The organism is Micromonospora sp. NPDC049004, assembly GCF_040649315.1.
GTDB lineage: Bacteria > Actinomycetota > Actinomycetes > Mycobacteriales > Micromonosporaceae > Micromonospora.
Map to the genome: position 1 here is coordinate 464,178 of NZ_JBEZFG010000004.1, position 22,816 is coordinate 486,993.

Consider the following 22,816-nt stretch of genomic DNA (forward strand, 5'->3'; position numbering starts at 1 on the left):
GACACCTGACGGTGGACTTACAGGAATCCGGGGTGTCCCGTCAGCGGGGACACCCCGGATTCCTGTAAGACGAGTCGATGGTGCGTGGGGCTCAGGCGGTCGGCGTGGCGGACGGGGTGCCGGCGCCGTCCGGGGTCGACGTGGCGTCCGGGTCGGCCGGCGGCTCGTACGGCAGGGCGCTGCCCTTGACGTACTCGTCCCAGCTCATGTTCCAGTCGGTCCAGCCGTTGCCGTTCTGGAGCTTGCGCTCGGTGCCCTTGACCGTGATCGGGTCGCCGATCTGGGTGTTCCTGAACAGCCAGTCACCGTTGGCCATCGACACGTTCACGCAGCCGTGCGAGACGTTGACGCTGCCCTGCTGCCCCTCGGACCAGGGGGCCGCGTGGATGAACTCGCCACCCCAGGTGAGTCGCTGCGCGAAGTCAATCTTGGTGCGGTAGCCCTCCTCGGGGCCCAGCTCCTCCATCGTGTCGAACACGGTCTTGCGCAGTTTCTCGATCACGACCATCGTCCCGCTGGACGAGGGGGTGCTCTTCTTGCCCAGGCTGACCGGGATGGTCTTGATCACCGAGCCGTTGCGGGTCACCGTCATCCGCTTGGTCTTGTTGTCCACGGTCATGATCAGCGATGAGCCGATCTTGACGTCCACGGAGAGGTCCGAGCGGCCGTAGTAGCCGTCACCCATCGGCAGGCCACCGGCCTGAACGCGGTAGGAGACCTTGGTGTTCGCCTTCCAGAACTCCTTCGGCCGGTACCGGATCTCGGTGGGACTGACCCAGTGCCAGATGCCCTCCTGGGCCGGCGTCGAGGTCACCGTCATCCGGCGCTGGACGTCGTCGCGGTAGTCCTCCGGCACGGCACGGCTGAACTTCACGATCAGCGGCATCCCGACGCCGACCACCTGGTTGTCGCCGAGGAAGCTGCTCACCCGTACCTGCTTGTCGGGCTTGGCCATCGTGGTGAAGCTGCTGGTCGCGGTGGCCGGCCGGCCGTCGTCGCCGGTGGCGGTGACCGTGGCGGTGTAGCTGGTGCCGTACTCGAGCGCCCCGTTCGGAAGCCACGTCTTGCCATCCTTGGCGAGGGTGCCCTCGACCGCCTTGCCGGCCGCGTCCTTGAGGTCGACAGTGGTCTCCTCGGCGTCCTTCGTGCTGAAGGTAATGCCGGTGGACGCCGGCACGTCCTTGGCATCCGCCGCCGGCTCGCTGATGGTGGCCGCGGCCTTGGGTGCCGGGCTCTCGTCGCCGCCCTGCCACGAGGACGGCTTGCCGCCGTCGCTGTCGGTGCAGGCGGAGGTGAAGGCCAGCGCCACGGCGAGCAGCCCCGCCGCGAGCACGCGGCGTCGCCCACGGGGCCGGATCAGCTGGTCCTGGCTAGCTCGCATGATGTCCTCACAGTCGTGGTCCCTGACCCATCGTCTCCTAATGACGCGCCAGAACCGGCCCCGGTTGCCGAGGGTGAACCGGAACACGCCGATCAGGATGCCGGATTTTTGTTACTATCCGGCGTTTCGTGATTCGGGCTCGTCTTTGCGCGGGACTGAGGGTCGCCGCCGCCGTCGTCGCGGCGCGGGCAGTGCAAGGGTACGCGCCGGCCCGTGCCAACGGCAGGGGCCGGCGCGCAGGAGTCGAACCCTCAGAGCATCGGGCCGGAGCCACCCTTGGGCACCGGCAGAGCGCTGCCCTTCACGAACTCCGACCAGCTCAGGCTCCACGCCGTCCAGCCGTTGCCGGCGACGACCTTGCGCTCGGTGCCCTTGATCGTGATCGGATCACCGATCCGCGTCTTGTCGAACAGCCACTTGGCGTTCGCCATCGACACGTTCACGCAGCCGTGCGAGACGTTGGACCGCCCCTGCACATGCTCCGACCAGGGCGCGGCGTGGATGTACTCGCCACCCCAGGTGAGCCGCTGCGCGAAGTCGATCTCGGTGACGTAGCGGTTGGCCGGGTCCGGATCGTCGCGGGTGTCGAAGACCGTGGACTCCTTCTTCTCCATCACGACCATCGTGCCGCTCGACGACGGGGTGCTCTTCTTGCCCAGGCTCACCGGGATGGTCCGCGACAGCGCACCGTTCTCGTACACCGACATCTTCTTCGTGGCGTTGTCGACCTTCATCACGAACGACCGGCCGATCTTGGCGGTGGCCTTGCGGTCGATGTCGCCGTACTTGCCGTTGCTCAGCGGCACGCCGGCCAGCGCGATCCGCACGGTGATCGTGGTGCCCGGCTGCCAGTACTCCGGTGCGCGGTAGTAGGCCTGGGTGCCGTTGTCGACCCAGTGCCAGGCGCCCGGCTGCGGCGGGTCGGTCTTGACGAACATCCGCTTCTGGACGGCGGCCCGGTCCTTCTTCGGGATGCCCGGGTGGAACTCGGTGACCACCGGCATGGCGACCCCGTAGCTCTTGTCGTCGAAGAGGTAGAGGCCGGACCCGATTGTCGACTTCGGCTTGGCCATCGTGGTGAAGGTGCTGGTGCCCTGGCTCGTCGTGCCGTCGGACCCGGTGGCCGTCACCGTCGCGGTGTAGTTGGTGCCGTACTTCAGGGGAGCCGACGGCACCCAGGCGGAGCCGTCGGTGCGCAGCTTGCCCTCCACCGAGCCCCCGCCGGCCGCGGTCAGGGTGACCGAGGCCACCTTGCCGCCGTCCGGGAGCTTGGCGCTGATCTCCGTGCTCACGGGCTTGTTCTTCGTGCCGTTGGCCGGGCTCAGCGTCAGTGCCGGCCCGCTGGGCGCGCTCGACGCGCCCGATGTCGACGGAGCGGCCGATTCGGGTACGGCACTTGCGTCTGTCGACGTACCGCCGACGAATTCCGGCTTCTTCTGCTCGTCGCCGCACCCGGTCAGTGCCAGCGACGCCGCCAGGGTCAGAGCGCCCACCACCGCCCCGGCTCGCGTGAACCGTGCCATCCCCACCTCTGTTCTCGCGTACCTGGCGGACATCGTGCCGTATCAGTGCCGCGACCCACGCCCCCGTCCCAGGGCTGACGGCCGGTTTGTGGCCATATGCCCAATAAGCTCGACCGAAGGGGGGAGCCGGGTAACCGGATTGGAGCCCGGGTTGGCGGGGTGCTAATGTTCTCTCCGTTGCCGATCGAGCGCCGCTAGCTCAACTGGCAGAGCAGCGGACTCTTAATCCGCGGGTTCGGGGTTCGAGTCCCTGGCGGCGCACCAACGAGCAAGACCCCGACGTGGCAGATCTCTGCCGGGCCGGGGTCTTTTTCGTCTCTCACGCACCCTCGACCATCCCGCGCGCCGCCGTCAGCCACCGCGAAAGCTACGCCGGTACGCCTGCGGGCTGGTGCCGGTGATTCGCTTGAAGCGGTCCCGAAAGGCGGTGGTGGAGCCGAACCCGACCTGCGTCGCCACCCGGTCGACGGGTTGGGCGGTGGTCTCCAGGAGGTGCTGCGCCCGGTGGACGCGGACCCGGTGCAGCCATCGCAGTGGCGTGGTCCCGGTCTGGTCGCGGAACCGCCGGTTCAACGTCCGGGTACTCATCCCGGCGTGGCGGGCGATGTCGGCGAGGGTCAGCTCACGCCGGGAGTTGTCGCGCATCCAGGCCAGCAGCGGTTCCAGGGTCGCCCCCTCGGGGGCCGGTGGTTCGTGCGTGATGAACTGCGCCTGTCCGCCCGCGCGTTCCAGCGGCATGACGGACAACCTCGCCGTCTCGGCGGCGACGGCTGCGCCGTGGTCGCGGCGGACCAGATGCAGGCACAGGTCGAGCCCTGCGGCGGCGCCGGCGGAGGTCAGGAACTGGCCGTTGTCCACGTAGAGCACGTTGGGGTCGACCCGGACCCGCGGATGCCGAGCGGCGAGCTGGTCGGTGGCGACCCAGTGCGTGGTGGCACGGTGTCCGTCGAGCAGGCCGGTGGCGGCGAGGGTGAACGCGCCGCCGCAGATCGAGGCGATCCGGGCGCCGTTCGCGGCGGCCGCGCGCAGCGAGTCGAGGACCGCGGGAGGCGTCGCGGCGCCGGGGTCGGAGACACCCGGCACGATCACGGTGTCGGCGTCGGCGAGGACGTCCAGGCCCCACGGCACCGCGATGCTGAACGCGCCCGCGGTGACCGTCGGCGTGGCGGCGCAGACGAGGACGCGGTAGCCGGCGCTGCCGTCGGGCAGGCGGGTGCGCTGAAAGACCTCCATCGGGGTGGACAGGTCGAACGGGACGACGCTGTCGAGGGCGAGCACGGCCACCGTGTGCATGGCGAAATTCAACCAGTCAGGGCTGTGCGGTGACCGGTGGGCGCGTGCCGGCCGGGCGCCGCGCGACCCGGTCGTACAGGTCTCGGACCGACAGGCCGCCGGTGAAGCACCAGAGCGCGATCACCGGGTCGCAGAGCGCGCAGCCGAACGACGAGTCGTGCAGCGACGCGATGATCGGGGTGCCGTGCCTGTGGTGCAGCACGTCCCAGACCGTGTGCAGGAGCCATCCGACGCCGATGAAGGTGTACGAGGTGAGCCCGGCGTATCCCACCACCAGCAGCAGCGCGCAGAAGGCCAGCTCCCACAGCCCGAACCCGCCACCGCTGATGTAGGCGGCCCCGGCGCCGGTGACGACGAGGGCGTTCAGGCGCCGCCGGTGCGGCTCCGGCACGAGGGAGTTGAGCCCGACGTAGACCAGCCCGATCACCACAGGCATGACATAACGAAGCACGATCCAGCCCGTTCCCGTTGGCGGAAAAGCCTTTCGGAAGGAGCGTAGGAAGGCCCACCGCCGAGGACGAGAGGCGAAAATGCCAGGGTCCGCCTGATTCTCGCCACCCGTCCCCGGCGGGGGTCCCTCCCGGGCCGGCGAGCCTCAGTAGTCGATGGTGATGGCGGCGATCTGGCGGGTGCCGTTGGAGACGATGGCGGGGCCGGCGAAGCGGGAGCTGGCGTAGGTCAGTGCCGTCTTGTGGCCGGGACTGTTGAACCAGGCCTCGATCATCTGCTCGGGCGAGGAGTTGCCCGACGACGCGAACAGGACCTCGTGCCCGCAGTGCGTGAAGGTGCCCGCGTCCAGGTTCTGCTTCACGCAGGCCTCCGCGGCGTCCTGCTCGTTGGTGCGCATCTTGACCTCGGGCAGCCCGAGCGCGCGGCGTCGCTCGTTGAGCAGCACCAGGAGGCGTTGTTCGGCGGCGGACACACCGGCCGGCAGGGCGGCGGTCGACTTCCTGGCCGGCCTGCTCGGCGTCGGTGACGAGGTACGCGTCGGCGTCGCCGATCTGCTGGGGGTGGGGCTCGGGCGTGCGGCGCTCGGGGAGGGTACGGGCGCTGTGGGGGAGGGCGACTCGACAGCAGGTTCGCTCGGCTCGGGGGCGGCGTCGGTGACCTGCGCCGAGGGCTCGGCGGCTGCGGCGCTCGCCGGCTGTTTCGTCGGCCCGTCGGCGTAGGTGGTGAGGACGAGCCCGCCCCCTGCTACCAGGGCGACGGCCGCGACGGCGCCGACCAGGGTCTTGGGGAGCGACAGTGCCGTGAGGCGGGCCTTGGGCACCATCCCGGCCTTCGCGTACGCGCCTGCCGATGTGGCGCCCTGCGAGGAGGCGACGAGCTGGACCTGGTGGGAGACGTCCGACGCGAGGCGGGCCGGGACCGGCGTGAGCGCGAGGCCGGCGAGCAGCCGCTCGGCGGGAACCAGGTCCGAGGTGGTGTTCGGGCAGTACGTGCAGTCGCGGATGTGGCGTGCGAGCCGCTTGCGCCACACCGGCGCCGGTTGACCGTCCCAGTCGGCGGCCGTGTCGAGGAGGCCGGCGCAGCCGGGCCGGGCGATGAGGGCCCGCACCACCAGCCGAGCGGTGTCCAACTGCGCCTTCATCCGGGCCACGCGGACGGTCACGTGGTGCGGGTCGATCTGCAGCGCGTCGACCAGGTCGGCGCGGGACAGGTGACCGGCCTCGACCAGCCACCACAGGGAGAGCAGGTGGCGGTGGTCGTCGTCCAGCCAGCGCGTGGCCAGGACGACCTCCCGGCGCTGATCGGACAGGCGCAGCTGGGTCAGGGTCAGATCCTCGAAGTCCGAACCCGGGGCGACCATGTTGTCGATGTCCTCCGGCGGCGTCGGTGTGGTGTGCCGGTGCTGCCGGTAGGCGCGGACCTCGTTCATGGTGACGGCGACCAGCCAGGATCGGAAGAGCCGCGGATCGCGTACGCCCGCCAGCCCTCGTACGACGCTCAACATCGTGTTCTGCACGACGTCGTCGACGTCCGCGGATCGATTCAGTGCCCGTCCCACGATGTTGTACACCAGTGGCAGGTAGTGCGAGACCAACTCGTCAGTCGCGGCGTGGTCACCGCGGCGGGCCGCGTCCACCACCGCCGACAGGTCGGTTCTGTTCGGGTACGCGTGATAGGTCACGCTCACAACCTCGCCTTCACGGGACATCGTCGTACACCGTGGAGATGGGTTGCGGCCCGCTCAGGTCACACAAACTGAGCTGTCACCTGGTGCTGTTGAGGCGGACGATGGCGCCGTTGAGCGCGGTGGCGAAGAGCGTCCACGCGGCGTACGGGGCCAGCGCGGCACCCGCGACCGGGTCGACGCGGGAGGCGCGGCGGACGAGCGCGAAGTTCGAGGCGTTGAGGGCGGCGATCTCGGCCAGCGCGACGGTGGGCCTGCGGGCCTTGAAGAACAACGCGCTCCAGCCGAAGTTGAGAGCCAGGTTGAGCGCGTAGGCGCGGGTGAAGGCGGCGCGATCGGCACCGTCGGTGCGGTCCAGTACGCGGGCGCCGGCCACCGCGATCAACGCGTACAGCGGCGTCCACGCCAACGGGAACGCCACCGGCGGTGGCTGCCAGCTCGGCTTGCGCAGCCGCCGGTACCAGCCGTTGGAGGTGTCGTTCACCGCTGTCCCGGCGGCGGCCGTGACGGTGACCGCCGCCGCGGTCTTGACGAGGGTCGGTAGTCGCATGGTGTTCAGCTACCCGGCCGGCGGCGGATCAACCACGGGTGGTCGCCGGGGCTGGGCGAAGGCGGGCGACCGCAGGCACCCGCGATGCCTCAAGTAATGCTCAAATTACGTTGATCCCGGCCGATGCCGATGAAGATCCGCATACGCTCACCGGACTCGCGCAGGGCCCCGGACCTTCTCGCCACGCCAACCATCACCCGTGCTCAGACCCAGGATGCGCGAGCGTCATCCGTCCGTCCTATGTGGATCAGTGTGAACACGAAGGAGGGGATAATGCGACGCAGACAACGGCGCATCGCGTTTGTGGTGCTGCCCGCCCTGATGGCGGGCGTCCTCGTGTCGACCGGGCCAGCGGGTGCGGATCCCGCGGGTCCGACCGCCACGGCCGGCTCCGCGCCATCCCAGCTTGAGACCGTGGACCAGGTACGCCGCGTACACGTCAAGCTGGCCGGCGCCGACATGCTGGACAAGGTCGTCGCTGCCGGCTTCGACCTCGAACACGGCCTCCGGCGCGTGCCGACCGGCATCGAGGGCGAGGCGGTGGTCACCGCCGAGCAGATCACCGAACTGACGGCGATGGGCGTCGAGGTCCTCCGCGATGGCGTCGGGTTCGGCTGGAGTGACGAGGCCGATGGCGGCATCGCGGGCGCTGCCGCGCGGGTGGCGCAACCGGCCAGCCACGAGGCGACGGTACGGATCGCCCGTGCCGACTGGTTCACCACCAAGGGCCAGGGCTTCCTCTACGTCGAGGCGCGCACCACCGAGGGGCAGCAGGCCGAACCGGTCGTCGAGATGCAGCTCGAGAACGACTCGGGCAGGCCACGCCGTTCGGCTTCGCCCGGACGATGAGCCGCTTCGTCGACTCGGGGCAGTACATGTTCCACCGCAACCTGTTCAAGCTCGACGCGCGCCCGAACCAGATCCGGGTCACGAGCTCAACCGGCGGCGTCGCCACCGGCACGGTCTCCGACTGGCTTGAGGACGCTCCGCCGCCGCTGACGGCGAACCCGTCCTACAAGTCCGACTTCGTGGACGGCTACCGGCACCCGCAGCAGCTCTACAGCCGCGCGAAGGAGATCGCCCGCCAGTACCCGGACATCGCCGAAATCGTCTACCTCCCGAACCAGACCAACGGCTACCAGCGCAAGGCGCAGGCCACGATCGGCGGTACGGGTCAGTCGGCAGTCGTGGTCAGCTCGGCGGCGTGGGGCCACGAGGGTGGCAACGACGTCACTGTCGAGTTCGTGGACCGGCCGGGGGCGGACCTCCCGCTCACCGTGGAGGTCGCGGGCAAGGCGGTCCGCGTCCTGCTCGGCACCGACGCCTCCGGCGCTCCGGCGAGTACGGCCACCCAGGTCGCGGACGCGCTGATGACCCGGTCCCAGGGCCTCATCGACCGGGCGCACCCGTACCGCACCAACGCGGGCACCGGCATCGTCGCGGCGACGGCCGGCCCGGTCGCGTTGACCGACTTCCTCGACCAGAAGCGCGTCGGCGCACCGGACGGTGAGGTGCCGCGGGGCCCGGTCACCATCCCCGTCCTGCGGATCGGCAAGCACCGTGACGGCAGCAAGCCCGGCGTTCTCATCCAGGCGCAGGACCACGCCCGCGAGTGGGTGCCGGCGACGACCAGCCTGGAGTCGGCCGAGCGCCTGGTGCACAACTACCGGTCCGACCGGGAGACGAAGAAGATCGTCGAGAACACCGACGTCTTCTTCATCCTCTCCAACAACCCCGACGGGGCGAACTACAGCTTTTACAACTTCGCCTCCCAGCGGAAGAACATGACGAACCACTGCCCGAACGCGACCGCCGACCCGGGGCAGCGGAACTCCTGGGGCGTCGACCTGAACCGGAACTACCGGGTCGGGTCGGGCCACGACGGCTACGCGGGAGGGTCGACCAACTGCGTCAGCGGCACCTACCAGGGGCCGGAGGAGCTGTCCGAGCCGGAGTCGAAGAACATCATCTGGCTGGTCGAGAAGTACTCGAACATCAAGTTCATGATGTCCGTGCACTCCAACGGCGGGCAGCTGTTCTGGCAGCCCGGTGCGTACATCGCGGACGGGCGGATCACCACGCCGCGTCCGCCGCTGGGCGACGAGGCGTTCTACTGGCAGTCGGCGTCCCGGATCCTGTCGCAGGTCAAGGCGCACCGGGAGACGGTCGTCACGCCGGAGAACGTCGGCGGCTCGTCCGACGTCCTCTACTCCTCCGCGGGCAACGTGCGCGAGGACCTGTACTACACCTACGGGATCTACGCGTTCGGCTGGGAGGTCGGTGGCTCCGTCTACAACCCGGCCACCGGCGACTGGCAGGGCGGCTCGTTCCAGCCGGAGTGGGTGGGGAACCCCGAGCTGGTCAGCGGCCACGCCGAGACGATGGAGTACGCCAACGGGATCATGGAGATGTTCCGGGTCGCGGCGGACTGGGGCCGGGATCGGAAGAACCCGACGTCCGAGCTCGTTCCCGGCGCCGGGACGTACCGCGGGCCGGTCGACGTGCGCTTCGAGACGAGCGAGCCGGCCACCATCTACTACACGACCGACGGCAGCCGACCGACGCTCCAGTCGCCGCGCTACGCGGCCACCGAGTTCCGGGAGCCGGGGCAGGTGTTCCACGTGACCGAGACGACGACGTTCCGCTGGTTCTCGGTGGACAGCGCCGGCAACATCGAGAAGAACTACGACCCCACGAAGAACGACAGGCGCAACAACTACCGTACGGCGACCATCAAGATCGCCAAGAGGTAATCCGCGTACCGTGATCGTCGCCCCGCCGGTCGGTGTCACCCGCACCGGCGGGGCGGCGGTCAACAGGGCCCGCGCGGGCGTCGGCGGCGCGGATAGGTGCGCGTCCGGTGGGTATGCGGCCCGCATGCCCGCGAGCGAGGATTCGGCAGCCGAACCGGGCCCACCACCGCACCGGCCTTCTCGCGCCGACCGGGCGTTCGCCGCACTGCGGGAGCGGGCGCGCGAGGCGTGGCGCGTACGAGCCTGGCGTTTCCGGCTCTACGGGCTGCTCGCCGTGCAGGCCGCCGTCGCGGCGGGGCTCGCGTGGTTCGTCGTGTACCGGTTCCTCGGCAATCCGTCGCCGGTCTTCGCGCCCACCACTGCGGTCGGCATCGCGGCCGCCGCGATGGGCTCCCGCCTGCGGCGCACCATCGAGTTGCTGGTCGGGGTGGTGCTCGGGCTCGCCGTGGGTGACACGCTCATGCCGCTGTTCGGCATCGGCCCGTGGCAGACCGGTGGGGTCGTCCTGCTGGCGATCATCGTGGCCATCCTGCTCAAGGGTGGCGGGTCGCTGCTCACCCAGGCCGGCGGTACGGCGGTGCTCATCGCCACCCTCGAACCACCGGTCCGTGACCTGTCCATCCCCCGGTTCGTGGACGCCACGGTCGGAGGGCTGATCGGGTTGGCGGTCAGCCTGCTGCTGGTGCCCATCCATCCGCGGCGGACACTGCACCGACTGGCCGAGCCCGTGGTCGGCCCCGCGGTGGTCGCCATGCACCATGTGGCGGCGGCGCTGCGCGTGCGTGATCTCGGGCAGGCGGAGCAGGCCCTGCGCGAGCTGCGGAACATCGGCCCGCAGATCATCGCGTTACGGGACGGGCTGCAGGCCGCCGGGGAGGTGGTTCGACTCGCGCCGCTGCGCTGGCATGAACGCGACTCGTTCGCCATTCACGCGGAGTCGGTCCGGCATCTGGAACGCAGCCTGCACAGTTGCCGATCTCTGGCGAGGCGGCTCACGACGGCGCTCAAGGACGACGAGCCGCTGCCGGAGGAGCTCTCGGCCGCCATCGACCTGCTGGCCGACAGCGCGCAGGACCTACGCGGCGCGATCATCGCCCGAGAGGAGCCACGGGAGCCGCGCGAGCGGATCCTGGAGGCGGTCGAGCTGGTCGGACGCGCGCAGGGCCTGTCCGCCCGCGACCCCACCCGCCTGCACAGTCACCGTCTGGGCTACTCCGGGATGATCGCCGTGGGCGAGTTCCGGACCATCGCCCATGACCTGCTCATCGCCAGCGGCCTGGACCCCGAGGAGGGTGCGGCGCTGGTGCGCCTGGCGATAGGCCGGGGCCAGCACGACTGACCGCAGGGTCGGCCGGTCAGCTGGACGTCCGCTTGGGCAGCAGCAGCTCCTCGTGATCGAGTTCGCGTTCCAGGACGCGCAGTTCCTCGTCGGGCAGCCGACCGCTGTCCCGCCAGCGCACGAGTTCCTCCCGCTGGGCGTCGATCGCCGTCCGGCGGACCTGGAGCGCCGTCTCGTACTCCGGTGAGGTCGGTATCTCGGACGACTCGCTCTGTTCGAGCAGGTCGAGCCGCCCGCGGTAGCGCGCCAGGCGGGCCAGCAACTGGGTGCGGGTGGTGTTGACGGCCACCGCGCTGTCCGGGTCCTCGACGGCGACCTCGTCCAGGCGGGCCAGGGCGGCCTCGACCGCCGCCGAGCGGGCCTCGTTGCGGACGCGGGCCTGGTCGGTCTCGTTGGCGCGTAGCCCGAGCCTGCGCACGAGCGGCGCGAACGTCAGGCCCTGCCCGACGAGTGTGACCAGGACGACCACGAAGGTGCAGAACAGCAGCAGGTCGCGGTCGGGGAAGGGGGCGCCGCTGTGGGTGGTCAACGGCAGGGTGAAGATCGCGGCCAGGCTGATGACACCACGGGTGCCCGACCAGCTCAGCGCGGTCACCTCGCGCGGGGACAGCCGTTGGGCGTTGCGGTCGGCGCGGGCGATCTGGCGGGCGCTGCTGCCGGGCTCGTCGGGGTCGTCCTGCTCGGAGACGCCGCCCAGCCGGGTGTGCAGCGACCGGGGGAGGGACTGGGTCAGCACCAGCCAGGCGGGGCGCAGCAGCAGCACCACGCCGACCGACACCGCGACGGCGATGACGATTGTCGACGTGTCGTACTGGCGCAGGCCCTTCACGACCTCGGGGAGCTGCTGGCCGATCAGCAGGAAGACGAAGCCTTCGAGGAGGAAGTCGACCAGCCGCCACACGGCGCTGGTCTGCAACCGGGCGGCCCCGGAGCCGAGCTGGGGCGTCTGGTGGCCGACGATCAGCCCGGCGATCACCACGGCGAGCACCCCGGAGACGTGCAGCTCCTCGCCCAGCAGGTAGGCCACGAACGGTGTCGCGAGCGAGATGGCGTTGGACATCAACGGGTCGGTGGTGAGCGGTCGGGCCAGCCGGACCAGCCAGGCGACGGCGGCGCCCACTGCGATTCCGCCGATCGCCGCCAGCAGGAACTTCGCCACGGCTCCCGGGAACGAGAACTCGCCACCCACGGCCGCGGCCACCGCGACGCTGAGCATCGTCAGGGCGGTGGCGTCGTTCAGCAGCCCCTCGCCCTGGATGATCGTGACCATCTTCGGCGGCAGGTTGACCCGGCGGCCCACCGCGAGGGCGGCCACCGGGTCGGGCGGCGCGATGGCGGCGCCGACCGCGATCCCGGCGGCGAGTGTCGCGCCGGCGACGAACAGGTGGAACCCGATGCCGACGAGGACTCCGGTGAGGAGCACCAGCAGCACGGACAGGCTGACCACGATGCGCAGGTTGCGGCGGATGTCCAGCAGCGAGGAGTCCAGTGCGGCGCTGTAGAGCAACGGCGGCAGCACGACCATGAGCACGAGGTCGGGATCCAGCTCGATGTTGGGGCCGGGGAGCAGCGCGTACGCGATGCCGATGAGCGGCAGCAGCGCGGCCGCCGGCAGGCCGGTGTGGGCCGCGACCCATCGCACGGCGACGATGACCGCGACGGCGGCGAGCACGAACAGCAACATCGAGTGCGTGCTCACCTGATGACGTCCCCTTCAGCGGCGCGGAGCGGATTTCGGCGGTCGACTGCGGGCTCGTGACCGAGCGACCGGTCGTATCTGTCCGGCCGCGCCCGTGGATGCCGTGCGGACAGCGCAGCACGCAGCGGTAACGAGTTTACCCGCTTGATCAACGGAACCGCCTGGTCGACGAATGGGTGGGGCCCCGCCCGGCCCGGAGCCGCCGCCACTGGTGCAGCCCATTGGCTCACATCTATAGTTGCCGAAATCACCAGATCATGGCCGTGGTCCCTGCGGCCGGATCGTCGAAGCGCTTCGACGATCCGTCGTTCAGGCCCGTCAGCCGGGTGTCGAGCCTGGCCACGCCGGTCTCGGCGTCCTTCGTGACGTCGCTCGTACGACATGAGGAGAAACCGCATGCGGAACAGGCGCCTTCGGCGCGGGATCACCGCGCTCGCGCTCGCACTGCTCGTCCTACCTGCCGTTCCCGGCACGGCGCACGCCGAACCCACCTACCCGTTCCGAGATCCACACCTGCCCGTGCAGGGCCGGGTCGACGACCTGCTCGGCCGGCTCACCCTGGACGAGAAGATCTCGTGGCTGCACCAGTACCAGCCGGCGGTTCCCCGGCTGGGCATCGGCCTGTTCAAGACCGGCACCGAGGCGCTGCACGGGGTCGCCTGGTCCACCGACATCGACAACAACGGCGCGGTCGTGAAGGCTCGCGGCACGTCCTTCCCGCAGCCGGTGGGCATGGCGAGCACCTGGGACACCGACCTGATCCAGCGGGTCGGCTCGGCCGTTGGCGACGAGGCGCGCGGCTACCACGCGCAGAACCCGCGGGTCTGGGGCCTGAACCTCTGGGCGCCGGTGGTCAACCTGCTCCGCGACCCTCGGTGGGGCCGGAACGAGGAGGGCTACTCCGAGGATCCGCTGCTCACGGCGAAGATCTCCACCGCGTACGGCTCGGGGATGACCGGCGGGGACCCGGACCACCTCAAGAGCGCACCGACCCTGAAGCACTACCTGGCCTACAACAACGAGGTCCGGCGCGACGTCACCTCGTCGAACGTGCCCCCACGGGTGCTCAACGAGTACGACCGCGCGGCCTTCCGGCCGGCCATCGCCGCCGACGCGGCGACCGGGGTGATGGCCTCGTACAACCTGGTCAACGGCCGTCCCGCCACGGTTGACCCGGATCTGGCGACTGTGGTGCGCGGCTGGACCGACCAGCCGCTGATGAATGTCACCGACGCCTGGGCGCCGAACAACCTGGTCGCCTCGCAGGGCTACTACGCCACCCAGCCCGAGGCGAACGCCGCGATCATCAAGGCCGGCGTCAACAGCTTCATCACCGACGACACGAACGCCCAGCCGACGGTCACCGCCATCAAGCAGGCCCTCGCCTCCGGCCTGCTCACCGAGGCGGACATCGACGCCCGGATCTCCGAGACCCTGAACGTCCGGTTCCGCCTCGGTGAGTTCGACCCGGGAGGCGGCCGGTACGGCGACATCACCCCGGACGTCATCAACAGCCCCGAGCACCAGCGGCTGGCGCGGCAGGCCGCCGGTGCGGCGATGGTGCTGCTGAAGAACTCCCGACAGGCCCTTCCGCTCAACCCGTCCCGGACCCGCAAGGTGGCAGTGCTCGGCCCGCTGGCCGACACCCTCTACTCCGACTGGTACGGCGCCGACCTGCCGTACGAGGTGACCGCGCTCGACGGCATCCGCGAGCGGCTGGGCGGCTCCGCCAGCGTCAGCGGGCTCGACGGCGCCGACCGGATCGCCCTGAAGGACCCGGCGACCGGCCGGTACGTCACGGCCACCGGCACCACCGACGCCGACCCGGTCGCCGCGACCGGCGCCACCGCCTCGCTCGCCGCCCAGTTCGACGCGGTGGACTGGGGCCAGGGTGTGGTGACGCTGCGCAACGCCGCCAACGGCCGCTACCTCGGCTACAACTGGGGGCCCTTCATCACCCGCGACGAACAGCCGAACGGCTGGTACGTCCAGCAGCAGTTCACGCTGGAGCCGCAGGCCGACGGTACCGTCGCGCTGCGCTACACCGGCTACGAGACGACCGAGAGCTGGTTCGGCGCCAACACGTACGTCACGGTCGGCGACGGCGGCGCCCTCACGCTCGGCGCGTCCACCGCGGCGGACGCGACGCACTTCGCCCGCGAGGTGGTCAGCAGCGGAGTCGACCGCGCCGTCGCGGCGGCCAAGGCGGCCGACACCGCCGTCCTGGTCGTCGGCAGCAACCCGTTCATCAACGGGCGCGAGGCGCACGACCGGACCTCGACGGCGTTGAGCGCCGGCCAGGAAGCGCTGGTCAAGGCGGTGACCAAGGCCAACCCGCACACCGTGCTGGTGCTCCAGACCAGCTACCCGGTCACCATCGGCTGGGAGCAGGAGCACGTTCCGGCCATCGTCTGGACCACCCACGCGGGCGCCGAGACCGGGCACGCCGTCGCCGACGTCCTGTTCGGCGACCGCAACCCGTCCGGCAAGCTCACCCAGACCTGGTACCGCTCCGACCGGCAACTACCGCCGGACCTGCTGGAGTACGACATCATCTCGTCCGGGCAGACCTACCTCTACAGCACCGCGAAGCCGCTCTACCCGTTCGGCCACGGGCTGTCGTACACCCGGTTCCGGTACGGCCAGCCCCGCACCGACGCCCGCTCGGTCGCGGCCGACGGCACGATCTCGGTAAGCGTCGACGTGACCAACACCGGCAGCCGAGCCGGGTCCGAGGTCGTCCAGCTCTACACCCACCAGCGCACCTCCCGGGTGAAGACCCCGATCCGGGCGCTCAAAGCCTTCCAGCGGGTGCAGCTCGCACCCGGGCAGACCCGGGCCGTGACGCTCCGGCTGCCCGTCGCCGACCTGGCGAACTGGGACGTCACCCGCAGCCGGTGGGTGGTCGAGTCGTCCACGTACGACCTGCTGGTCGGCACGAACGCGGACGACATCCGGGCCCGGACGGCGGTCGCGGTGCGCGGTGCGACGATCCCGGCCCGGGACCTCTCCCGGACCACCCGGGCCGAGAACTTCGACAGGCACGCGGGGGTCCGGCTCGTCGACGAGACGAAGGCGCGGGGTACGGCCGTCGGCGCCACCGCCGCCGGTCAGTGGATCGCCTTCGCCGGTTCCGCGCTGCGCCCCGGCGCCCACACCTTCACGGCGAGGGTCGCCAGGGCGGCGGTGGGCGCCGGCACGATCCAGGTCCGGCTGGGTTCGCCCACCGGCCGGCTGCTCGGCACGGCCACCGTGCCCAGCACCGGCGACGACTACCGGTACGTGAGCGTCAGCGCCGAGGTGGCCCGGACCGCCGGCACCCACGACGTGTACCTGGTGTTCGACTCCGCGCTGCGGCTGGCGGACTTCTCCCTCAGGTGACGCGTCGGCTCGGGCCGGGGTGCCGTTCGCCCCGGCCCGAGCCGTCCCGGACCGTGCTGCCTCGGTGGAAGCGCCAGGCCTACGAATTCATCGGATGATCCGTTATGGCGATGGGGGTCAGCCGGCCCCTTTGACCTATTTAGAAGGCATTTACGCATAGACGGGTTACAATCTCGTATTGCAGTCGTCACACGTGTGACTTACGCTCCCGGAGAGAGTTCGTAGCGATTGGCAAAAGAGTGCGGCCGGGCGGCAGGTGCCCCCGCCGGTCCTAAGTGGCGTCGCTGTTCCCTGCTCGTCGCTCGATACACGCCTCAGGCACCACGTCGACGACCAGGAAGGACAGCACGTGAGAACAGCCGCATCCACCACCCGAACGGCATTGATCGCGGCGGCGATGCTCATCGCCGCCACGGTGCCCGCCCTGATGTCACAGCAGCGCCCGGCCGCGGCCGCCGTTCAGGAGACCTACTACGTCGCCCCGGACGGGAACGACAGCAACGCGGGGACCCTCCAGTCGCCGTTCAAGACGGTGCAACGCGCACGCGACGCCGTCCGCAGTGTTAACGCGAACATGACCGGCGACATCACCGTGTACCTGCGCGGCGGCAGATACCCGGTCACCAGCACCATCGAGTTCGGCGCCAGCGACTCCGGCACCAACGGGTTCCGGATCAGTTACGCCGCCTATCCCGGCGAGACGCCGGTCCTCGACGGCGGCGTCCAGGTGACCGGGTGGACCCAGCACAGCGGCAACATCTGGAAGGCGCCGCTGGATCGCAGCACCAAGCTGCGCACGCTCTACGTCAACGACAAGCGGGCGTACATGGCGACCAAGACCGTCAGTTCGGCGGGGTGCTACGGGACGTACAACGTCACCGCCGGTCAGGCGTCCTGGGCGTGGGAGTCGGGCTCGCAGTGCGACGGCGCGAAGTACAGCCAGAGCGACTTCCCCGCCATCCCCCGCAACCAGGACGACATCGAGATCGAGACGGGCACGACCTGGACCACCGCCATCGTGGGGGTCCGCCAGGTGACCACGGACGGCGCGAACCGGGTCGCCCTGTTCCAGCAGCCGGGCGCGGCCATCGCGCAGGGCGCGTTCAACGGCAACGCCCAGGTCGGCGGCAGCCACAAACTCATGAACGCGTACGAGTTCCTCGACGCCCCCGGTGAGTTCTACTTCGACAAGGGCACGAAGACGGTCTACTACTACAAGGCCAGCGCCGACAACATGTCGACCGCCGCGGTCTACGCGCCGAACAACGTCACCACCCTGCTGCGGGTCGCCGGCACCTCGACGAGCAGCCACGCGCGCAACATCACGTTCTCCGGCCTGACCGTGCAGCACTCCGACTGGAACCTGTTCAACGTCGCCGGCTCGTCCTTCAAGCAGGCGCAGCAGGGCAACCTCGGCGCCCAGGTGTACGCCAAGGGCAACTTCCACGTCTACTACTACCGCAACGTGGACGTCACGCCCGGCATCGTCCAGGTGCAGAACGCCGACGGGATCCTCCTGCAACGCAACCGGGTCCAGCACACCGGCGCCGACGGCATCAGCATGGTCAACGACGTGCAGAACTCGCAGTTGGTCGGCAACTACACGAACGACATCGCCGGCTCCGCCATCGACGTCGGCCATCCGCAGCACGTCTACATCGGAGACGGCACGTCGAGCAACCGGGAGAAGTACCTCCCGCAGGTCGAGGGGCTGCCGAAGAACATCGAGATCAAGAACAACTATCTGTACGACAGCGCGGTCCTGTTCAACGGGCACAGCCCCATCTCGGCGTACTTCGTCGACACCCTCACGATCCAGCGCAACCGGATCGAGAAGGCCCCCTGGTCGGGCATCACGATGGGCTGGGGCTGGTGGAACTTCGACGGGTCGTCGGGCTCGATCGCGCCCAACCGGCCGACCACGACGGCGCGGAACAACACCATCAGCTACAACCACATCATCGACACGGTCCAGCGCCTCAGCGACACGGCGCCCATCTACACGCTGGGCAGCCAGCCCGGGACCACGATCACCAACAACTACCTCCAGGGCGTGCCCTCAGGCCACAAGTACGGACTCCACCCCGACGAGGGCTCGGCGTACATCACCTTCCGGGACAACGTCCTGAGCATCGACAAGAACGTCACCTGGATGATCAATTCCGACGACTTCGGTCGGAAGCACGATCTGAGCATCACGCAGATCTACGGTCCGATCAACAAGGTGTCGAACAAGAACCTGCCGAACAGCACGGTCGCCGACATCCTCGTCTCCTCCGACTACGTGTGGCCGGCGGCGGCGTACACCATCGCGGCCAACTCCGGCCTGGAGGACGCCTACCGGGACATCATCCCGGCGAGCAACTTCTCCGCACCGAACTATGTGCTGCCGGCCAGCACGTTCGTCACCAGCGCCACGGCGTCGATCCCGATCCGGAGCACCGGCGATGCCACCAAGTCGGTCTGGCTGGCTCCGTACGGCACGACCACCTTCACCGCCGGGCCGACGATGACCAGGGCTTCCGGCACCGCCACGTCGATCGCCGTGCCGACGAGTCAGGGCGAGTACCGGCTCTACGTCGTCGACGCACAGGGCAACCGGTCGGCCGAATCGACCTCGATCGTCCGGCAGCAGAGCGGCGGCGGCAGTCAGCAGGGCGGGCAGCTCGTGGGCGGCCAGTCCGGCCGTTGCGTCGAGGTCCCCAACTCGTCCACCACCAACGGCACCCAGGTGCAGCTGTGGGACTGCGGCGGGGGCGCGAACCAGCGGTGGACCGCCACCGCCAGCAAGCAGCTGATGGTGTACGGCAACAAGTGCCTGGACGCTTCCGGGGCCGGCACGGCCAACGGCACCCAGGTCATCATCTGGGACTGCCACGGCGGGCTCAACCAGCAGTGGAACGCCAACGCCAACGGCACCATCACGAACGGCCAGTCCGGGCTCTGCCTGGATGCCAACGGCGCCGCCAGCGCCAACGGCACGAAGATCATCCTCTGGTCGTGCAACGGCGGCCCGAACCAGCAGTGGAGCCTGCGGAGCTGACCGACCGACAGCACCCGGGGCCGGGCCGATGACGGCCCGGCCCCGGGCTGTCCGCATCTCCGCCCACACCTCGTCCGGCCAGCATGTGCTACCGGACAACAAGTGGGTAATGGTGGGTGATGAAGACAACCTGGAAGCCGCACGAGAAGCACGGCGGCCTGTCGGAGAAGGACAAGCGTGAGTTGCCGGAGAGCGTTTTCGCGTTCCCCGACAAGCGCAAGGAGCCGATGACCGACGCGAGTCACGTCCGTAACGCCGTCGCTCGCTTCGATCAGGTGCAGGGCGTCACCGACAAGGAGCGCGACCTGGCGTTCCAGAACATCCTCGCCGCCGCGAAGCACTACGGCGTCGACGTCGCGGAGACGAACTGGCGCCAACTCGGCAAACTGCCGCACACGCCGAACCCCGCGCACTGAACGCACCGCGTCCGGCCCCGGGGACGGGTCGCAGGGCCGGGTCGAAGGCGTGTTAGCGTGCTCGTCGTTGTCAGCGGGCGCCGCTAGCTCAACTGGCAGAGCAGCGGACTCTTAATCCGCGGGTTCGGGGTTCGAGTCCCTGGCGGCGCACCAACGATCAAGGCCCTGACCTGGTGGTTCACACCGGGCCGGGGCCTTTTTCGCGTACGTCGGTGGCAAGGGTCCGGGTCAGGGTCCGCGATCCCGCCCTTGCGACGTTCCTGCTGCTCACCCGCGACGATCATCGCTGAACCAATTGACGGGAATCGATTGACTTGAGATGGACAACAAGTAATGTGTTCGTGGGTTCGGTCCGTCCCGGACTGATCGGCGGCAGGAGTTTCTGATGGGTGTGCAACGACGGCGCAAGCCGCGCCGGGCCACGGTGATCGGTGTGGCCGCATCTCTCGTGGCGGGGCTGCTGACCACCCAGGCCGTCGCCGGCCCGGCGAAGGCCGCCGCCGACCTCACCCTGGCCGTGGACGTGGCCGCCGCTCGCCACAAGATCAGCCCGGACATCTACGGCATGAACGGCGGCGACCCGTCGCTCGTCGCTGAACTCGGCACGCCGGTGGCTCGCTGGGGCGGTAATGCGACCAGCCGCTACAACTTCAAGAACCACACCTACAACACGGGCAGCGACTGGTACTTCGAGAACATCGTGGCCGGGCCCGACAACACGGTCGAGGCGTTCGTCCAGCGAAACCGGGACCACGGGACCAAGCAGGTGGTCGCCGTGCCGTTGATCGGATGGGTGGCGAAGGACTCGCCCTCGTCACACCCGTTCGCCTGCGGCTTCCCGGCCACCCGCTTCCCGGAGCAGGACTCGTTCGACCAGTGGGACCCCAACTGCGGCAACGGCCGGCACGCCGACGCGAACCTGACCGGTGCGCTCCCCACGGACACCTCGATCCCGGCCGACGCGTCGTTCGCCGGCGAGATGGTGTCGCATCTGGTGACCCAGTTCGGTCCGGCGTCACGTGGCGGCGTGTCGATCTACGAACTCGACAACGAGCCGGTGCTGTGGAACTCCACCCACCGCGACGTGCATCCCGACCCGGTGAGCTACGACGAGCTGGGCGGCAAGGGCACGGCGACCGCCGCGGCCATCAAGGCCGCCGACCCGCGCGCCGCGGTGCTCGGACCCTCCGGCTGGGGCTACTGCGAATGGGTGGCGTCCGGCGTGGACGGGTGCGCGCCGGGGGCCGACGCAGCCGCGCACGGCGGGCTCAACCTGTCCCAGTGGTACCTGAAGAACATGAAGGACTTCAGCGACGCCCACGGGGGTAAGCGCTTCCTCGACTACTTCGATCAGCACTACTACCCGCAGATCAGCGGCGGCAAGGACCCGGATTCCAACGCGCTGCGGCTGCGGTCCACCCGGTCCCTGTGGGATCCGACGTACGTCGACGAGTCGTGGATCGGCCCCGGCGGGGTGAACGCGCCGCCGTTGCAGTTCATCCGCCAGATGAAGGCATGGGTCGCGCAGTACTACCCCGGCACCAAGGTCGCCATCACCGAGTACAACTGGGGCGCGCTGGACGACATCAACGGCGCCCTCGCACAGGCCGACGTCCTCGGCATCTTCGGGCGCGAGGGTCTGGACCTGGCCACCATCTGGGGCGAACCCAAACCGACCGACCCCGGCGCGTACGCGTTCCGGATGTACCGGAACTACGACGGAGCCGGGAGCAGGTTCGGCGACGTGAGCGTGTCGGCGGTCAGCGGCGATCAGGGTCAGCTCGCGGTCTACGCCGCGCAACGCTCGTCCGACAAGGCGCTCACCGTGCTGGTGGTCAACAAGACGGGCGGCGATCTGACCTCCCGGTTGGCGCTCGCCGGATTCCACGGCGGCGACAAGGCGCAGCGGTTCACCTACAGCCCGGCCGACCTCACCTCGATCGTCCGGGATGCGGATCTGCGGGTGGCCCGGGGCGGCGTCAGCGCGACGTACCCGGCGAACTCCGTGACGCTGCTCGTCCTGCCGCAGCGTCGGCCCTGAGCGTCCACGGGCGACCTCGAACGTGATCGGGTGCGGCGGGTGACGGCCAGCGTCATGCTCGCCGAACTCACGGGCAGCCCGGATACGATCCTCGTCTGCGTTCGGGGAAACTCCGGCTCGGGCAAGAGCAGCATCGCCCGCGAGTTACGACGCCGGCACGGCCGGGGCTGCGCCCTGGTCGAGCAGGACTACCTGCGCCGCATCGTCCTGCGCGAACGGGACAGGCCCGGCGGTGCGGCACCGGCGTTGATCGGGCAGACCGTTCGGTTCGCCCTCGACCACGGGTATCACGTCGTGGTGGAGGGCATCATGCACAGCAGCCGCTATCGCAGCATGCTGACCTCGCTGCGGGACGGCCACCGAGGGCGGTCGCTGTTCTGCTACCTCGACGTGTCCCTGGCCGAGACCCTGCGCCGGCACCTCACCCGCCCGCAGGCCACGGACTTCACCGCCGAGCAGATGAGGGGCTGGTATGTCGCCCGTGACGTCCTGGGCTGGCCCGACGAACTTGTCCTGCCCGAGACCACCGGACTGGACGATGCCGTCGAGGCCATCGCGACCGCCGCCGGGCTGCCCCAGATCGGCCGTGACGACGACCAGCTCCCGAACGTGCCGCTCCCGTAGCGCAGCTCAGTTGGCCACCGGTGGCCGCCCGCCATCCGGCAGGTTGAGTGCCCACCTGTGGCAGCATCGACGGTGTTGAGCGAGGGTGGACCGTTCTACAGGAGTGCGTATGGCGCTGGGTCCCGTACTGGTGATCGGTCTTGATCCGGCGCGGATCCCGGGCTGGGACCCGGAGCCGGTGGTCGCGGCGATAGCCCGCGGTCAGGCCCGTTTCGCGGAGCACGGCGTCGAGGCCGACATGTGCCTGGTGGCGCCGGACGACGACCCCGAGGCCGCGATCGTCGAGGCGCTGACCCGCCGGGACTTCGCCTGTGTGGTGGTCGGCGGCGGCATCCGCAAGCACGAGCCGTTGCTCCCGCTCTTCGAGAGGGTGGTCAACCTTGTCCGGCAGCACGCTCCCGGCGCGGCGATCGCCTTCAACAGCACCCCGGAGGACACTGTCGACGCCGCGCTGCGGTGGCTGCCCGGCGACGTGAGCGGACACCACGACGGCTGAGGCCGTAAGCCTCGCCAGCAGGCGGCGACCGGGATGGTCCGCGACGCCTCGGGTCAGCACGCGGGCAACGCCGAGGGAATAGGTCGGCGGGGTGACATGGATCGCTCCCATGATCAGTCGAGAGACATGGTTGCCTCGGGCTA

General features: G+C 69.7%; 16 protein-coding genes and 2 tRNA genes. 11 read left to right on the plus strand and 7 right to left on the minus strand.

Annotated elements, in window-relative coordinates; all coding sequences use genetic code 11:
* Positions 1-91: 91 nt before the first annotated feature.
* A complete protein-coding gene (locus AB0B97_RS15495) occupies positions 92-1,381 on the minus strand; it encodes an Ig-like domain-containing protein (protein WP_357494073.1) in 1,290 nt (429 codons plus the stop codon).
* Positions 1,382-1,632: 251 nt separating this feature from the next.
* On the minus strand, positions 1,633-2,904 hold the full coding sequence (locus AB0B97_RS15500) for an Ig-like domain-containing protein (protein WP_357494074.1): 1,272 nt from the start codon (positions 2,902-2,904) through the stop codon (positions 1,633-1,635).
* A gap of 188 nt (positions 2,905-3,092) precedes the next feature.
* Between AB0B97_RS15500 and AB0B97_RS15505 the strand changes: the two genes are divergently transcribed.
* A tRNA-Lys gene (locus AB0B97_RS15505) sits at positions 3,093-3,168 on the plus strand.
* Between the two features lie 87 nt (positions 3,169-3,255).
* Here the strand turns inward: AB0B97_RS15505 and AB0B97_RS15510 are convergent.
* From AB0B97_RS15510 to AB0B97_RS15525, 4 genes are all read right to left on the minus strand, one after another.
* The gene (locus AB0B97_RS15510; RefSeq protein WP_357494076.1) at positions 3,256-4,197 is read right to left on the minus strand and encodes a helix-turn-helix domain-containing protein; all 942 of its coding nucleotides are present in this window, start codon (positions 4,195-4,197) and stop codon (positions 3,256-3,258) included.
* A 16-nt stretch (positions 4,198-4,213) separates the two neighbouring features.
* Entirely contained in the window at positions 4,214-4,633 is a 420-nt protein-coding gene (locus tag AB0B97_RS15515; RefSeq protein ID WP_357494077.1) for a DUF6010 family protein, read from the minus strand.
* A 159-nt stretch (positions 4,634-4,792) separates the two neighbouring features.
* Complete coding sequence (locus tag AB0B97_RS15520; RefSeq protein ID WP_357494079.1) at positions 4,793-6,328, minus strand: sigma-70 family RNA polymerase sigma factor; 1,536 nt, start codon at positions 6,326-6,328, stop codon at positions 4,793-4,795.
* Between the two features lie 82 nt (positions 6,329-6,410).
* Complete coding sequence (locus tag AB0B97_RS15525; RefSeq protein ID WP_030331183.1) at positions 6,411-6,881, minus strand: TspO/MBR family protein; 471 nt, start codon at positions 6,879-6,881, stop codon at positions 6,411-6,413.
* 252 nt (positions 6,882-7,133) lie between these two features.
* Here AB0B97_RS15525 and AB0B97_RS15530 point away from each other — a divergent pair, with 252 nt between their 5' ends.
* From AB0B97_RS15530 to AB0B97_RS15540, 3 genes are all read left to right on the plus strand, one after another.
* Entirely contained in the window at positions 7,134-7,730 is a 597-nt protein-coding gene (locus AB0B97_RS15530) for a hypothetical protein (protein WP_357494080.1), read from the plus strand.
* The gene (locus tag AB0B97_RS15535; RefSeq protein WP_357494082.1) at positions 7,727-9,634 is read left to right on the plus strand and encodes a M14 family metallopeptidase; all 1,908 of its coding nucleotides are present in this window, start codon (positions 7,727-7,729) and stop codon (positions 9,632-9,634) included. Before AB0B97_RS15530 ends, AB0B97_RS15535 begins: the two co-directional genes overlap by 4 nt.
* A gap of 124 nt (positions 9,635-9,758) precedes the next feature.
* Positions 9,759-10,973, plus strand: a complete 1,215-nt coding sequence (locus AB0B97_RS15540; RefSeq protein WP_357494084.1) for an FUSC family protein — start codon at positions 9,759-9,761, stop codon at positions 10,971-10,973.
* Positions 10,974-10,989: 16 nt separating this feature from the next.
* On the opposite strand, the gene AB0B97_RS15545 is transcribed toward AB0B97_RS15540, so the two are convergent.
* On the minus strand, positions 10,990-12,657 hold the full coding sequence (locus AB0B97_RS15545) for a Na+/H+ antiporter (protein ID WP_357494284.1): 1,668 nt from the start codon (positions 12,655-12,657) through the stop codon (positions 10,990-10,992).
* 411 nt (positions 12,658-13,068) lie between these two features.
* Between AB0B97_RS15545 and AB0B97_RS15550 the strand changes: the two genes are divergently transcribed.
* From AB0B97_RS15550 to AB0B97_RS15580, 7 genes are all read left to right on the plus strand, one after another.
* Entirely contained in the window at positions 13,069-16,053 is a 2,985-nt protein-coding gene (locus tag AB0B97_RS15550) for a glycoside hydrolase family 3 C-terminal domain-containing protein (protein WP_357494086.1), read from the plus strand.
* A 349-nt stretch (positions 16,054-16,402) separates the two neighbouring features.
* Positions 16,403-19,096 (plus strand): RICIN domain-containing protein, encoded by a 2,694-nt coding sequence (locus AB0B97_RS15555; RefSeq protein WP_357494088.1) that lies wholly within the window; start codon positions 16,403-16,405, stop codon positions 19,094-19,096.
* 119 nt (positions 19,097-19,215) lie between these two features.
* Entirely contained in the window at positions 19,216-19,512 is a 297-nt protein-coding gene (locus AB0B97_RS15560; RefSeq protein WP_234581390.1) for a DUF6582 domain-containing protein, read from the plus strand.
* 77 nt (positions 19,513-19,589) lie between these two features.
* Positions 19,590-19,665 (plus strand) — tRNA-Lys (locus AB0B97_RS15565).
* 232 nt (positions 19,666-19,897) lie between these two features.
* Complete coding sequence (locus AB0B97_RS15570) at positions 19,898-21,553, plus strand: glycoside hydrolase family 44 protein (RefSeq protein ID WP_357494090.1); 1,656 nt, start codon at positions 19,898-19,900, stop codon at positions 21,551-21,553.
* A gap of 54 nt (positions 21,554-21,607) precedes the next feature.
* Positions 21,608-22,177: a kinase gene (locus AB0B97_RS15575; protein WP_357494286.1), complete on the plus strand. Its 570-nt coding sequence runs from the start codon at positions 21,608-21,610 to the stop codon at positions 22,175-22,177.
* 109 nt (positions 22,178-22,286) lie between these two features.
* The gene (locus AB0B97_RS15580) at positions 22,287-22,673 is read left to right on the plus strand and encodes a hypothetical protein (protein WP_357494092.1); all 387 of its coding nucleotides are present in this window, start codon (positions 22,287-22,289) and stop codon (positions 22,671-22,673) included.
* Positions 22,674-22,816 lie beyond the last annotated feature (143 nt).

Bases quoted from the DNA above. Each gene is read 5' to 3' on its own strand.
- AB0B97_RS15495 (WP_357494073.1), bottom strand. From the start codon at position 1,381: ATGCGAGCTAGCCAGGACCAGCTGATCCGGCCCCGTGGGCGACGCCGC.
- AB0B97_RS15500 (WP_357494074.1), bottom strand. From the start codon at position 2,904: ATGGCACGGTTCACGCGAGCCGGGGCGGTGGTGGGCGCTCTGACCCTG.
- AB0B97_RS15510 (WP_357494076.1), bottom strand. From the start codon at position 4,197: ATGCACACGGTGGCCGTGCTCGCCCTCGACAGCGTCGTCCCGTTCGAC.
- AB0B97_RS15515 (WP_357494077.1), bottom strand. From the start codon at position 4,633: ATGCCTGTGGTGATCGGGCTGGTCTACGTCGGGCTCAACTCCCTCGTG.
- AB0B97_RS15525 (WP_030331183.1), bottom strand. From the start codon at position 6,881: ATGCGACTACCGACCCTCGTCAAGACCGCGGCGGCGGTCACCGTCACG.
- AB0B97_RS15535 (WP_357494082.1), top strand. From the start codon at position 7,727: ATGAGCCGCTTCGTCGACTCGGGGCAGTACATGTTCCACCGCAACCTG.
- AB0B97_RS15540 (WP_357494084.1), top strand. From the start codon at position 9,759: ATGCCCGCGAGCGAGGATTCGGCAGCCGAACCGGGCCCACCACCGCAC.
- AB0B97_RS15545 (WP_357494284.1), bottom strand. From the start codon at position 12,657: ATGTTGCTGTTCGTGCTCGCCGCCGTCGCGGTCATCGTCGCCGTGCGA.
- AB0B97_RS15550 (WP_357494086.1), top strand. From the start codon at position 13,069: ATGCGGAACAGGCGCCTTCGGCGCGGGATCACCGCGCTCGCGCTCGCA.
- AB0B97_RS15560 (WP_234581390.1), top strand. From the start codon at position 19,216: ATGAAGACAACCTGGAAGCCGCACGAGAAGCACGGCGGCCTGTCGGAG.
- AB0B97_RS15570 (WP_357494090.1), top strand. From the start codon at position 19,898: ATGGGTGTGCAACGACGGCGCAAGCCGCGCCGGGCCACGGTGATCGGT.
- AB0B97_RS15575 (WP_357494286.1), top strand. From the start codon at position 21,608: ATGCTCGCCGAACTCACGGGCAGCCCGGATACGATCCTCGTCTGCGTT.
- AB0B97_RS15580 (WP_357494092.1), top strand. From the start codon at position 22,287: ATGGCGCTGGGTCCCGTACTGGTGATCGGTCTTGATCCGGCGCGGATC.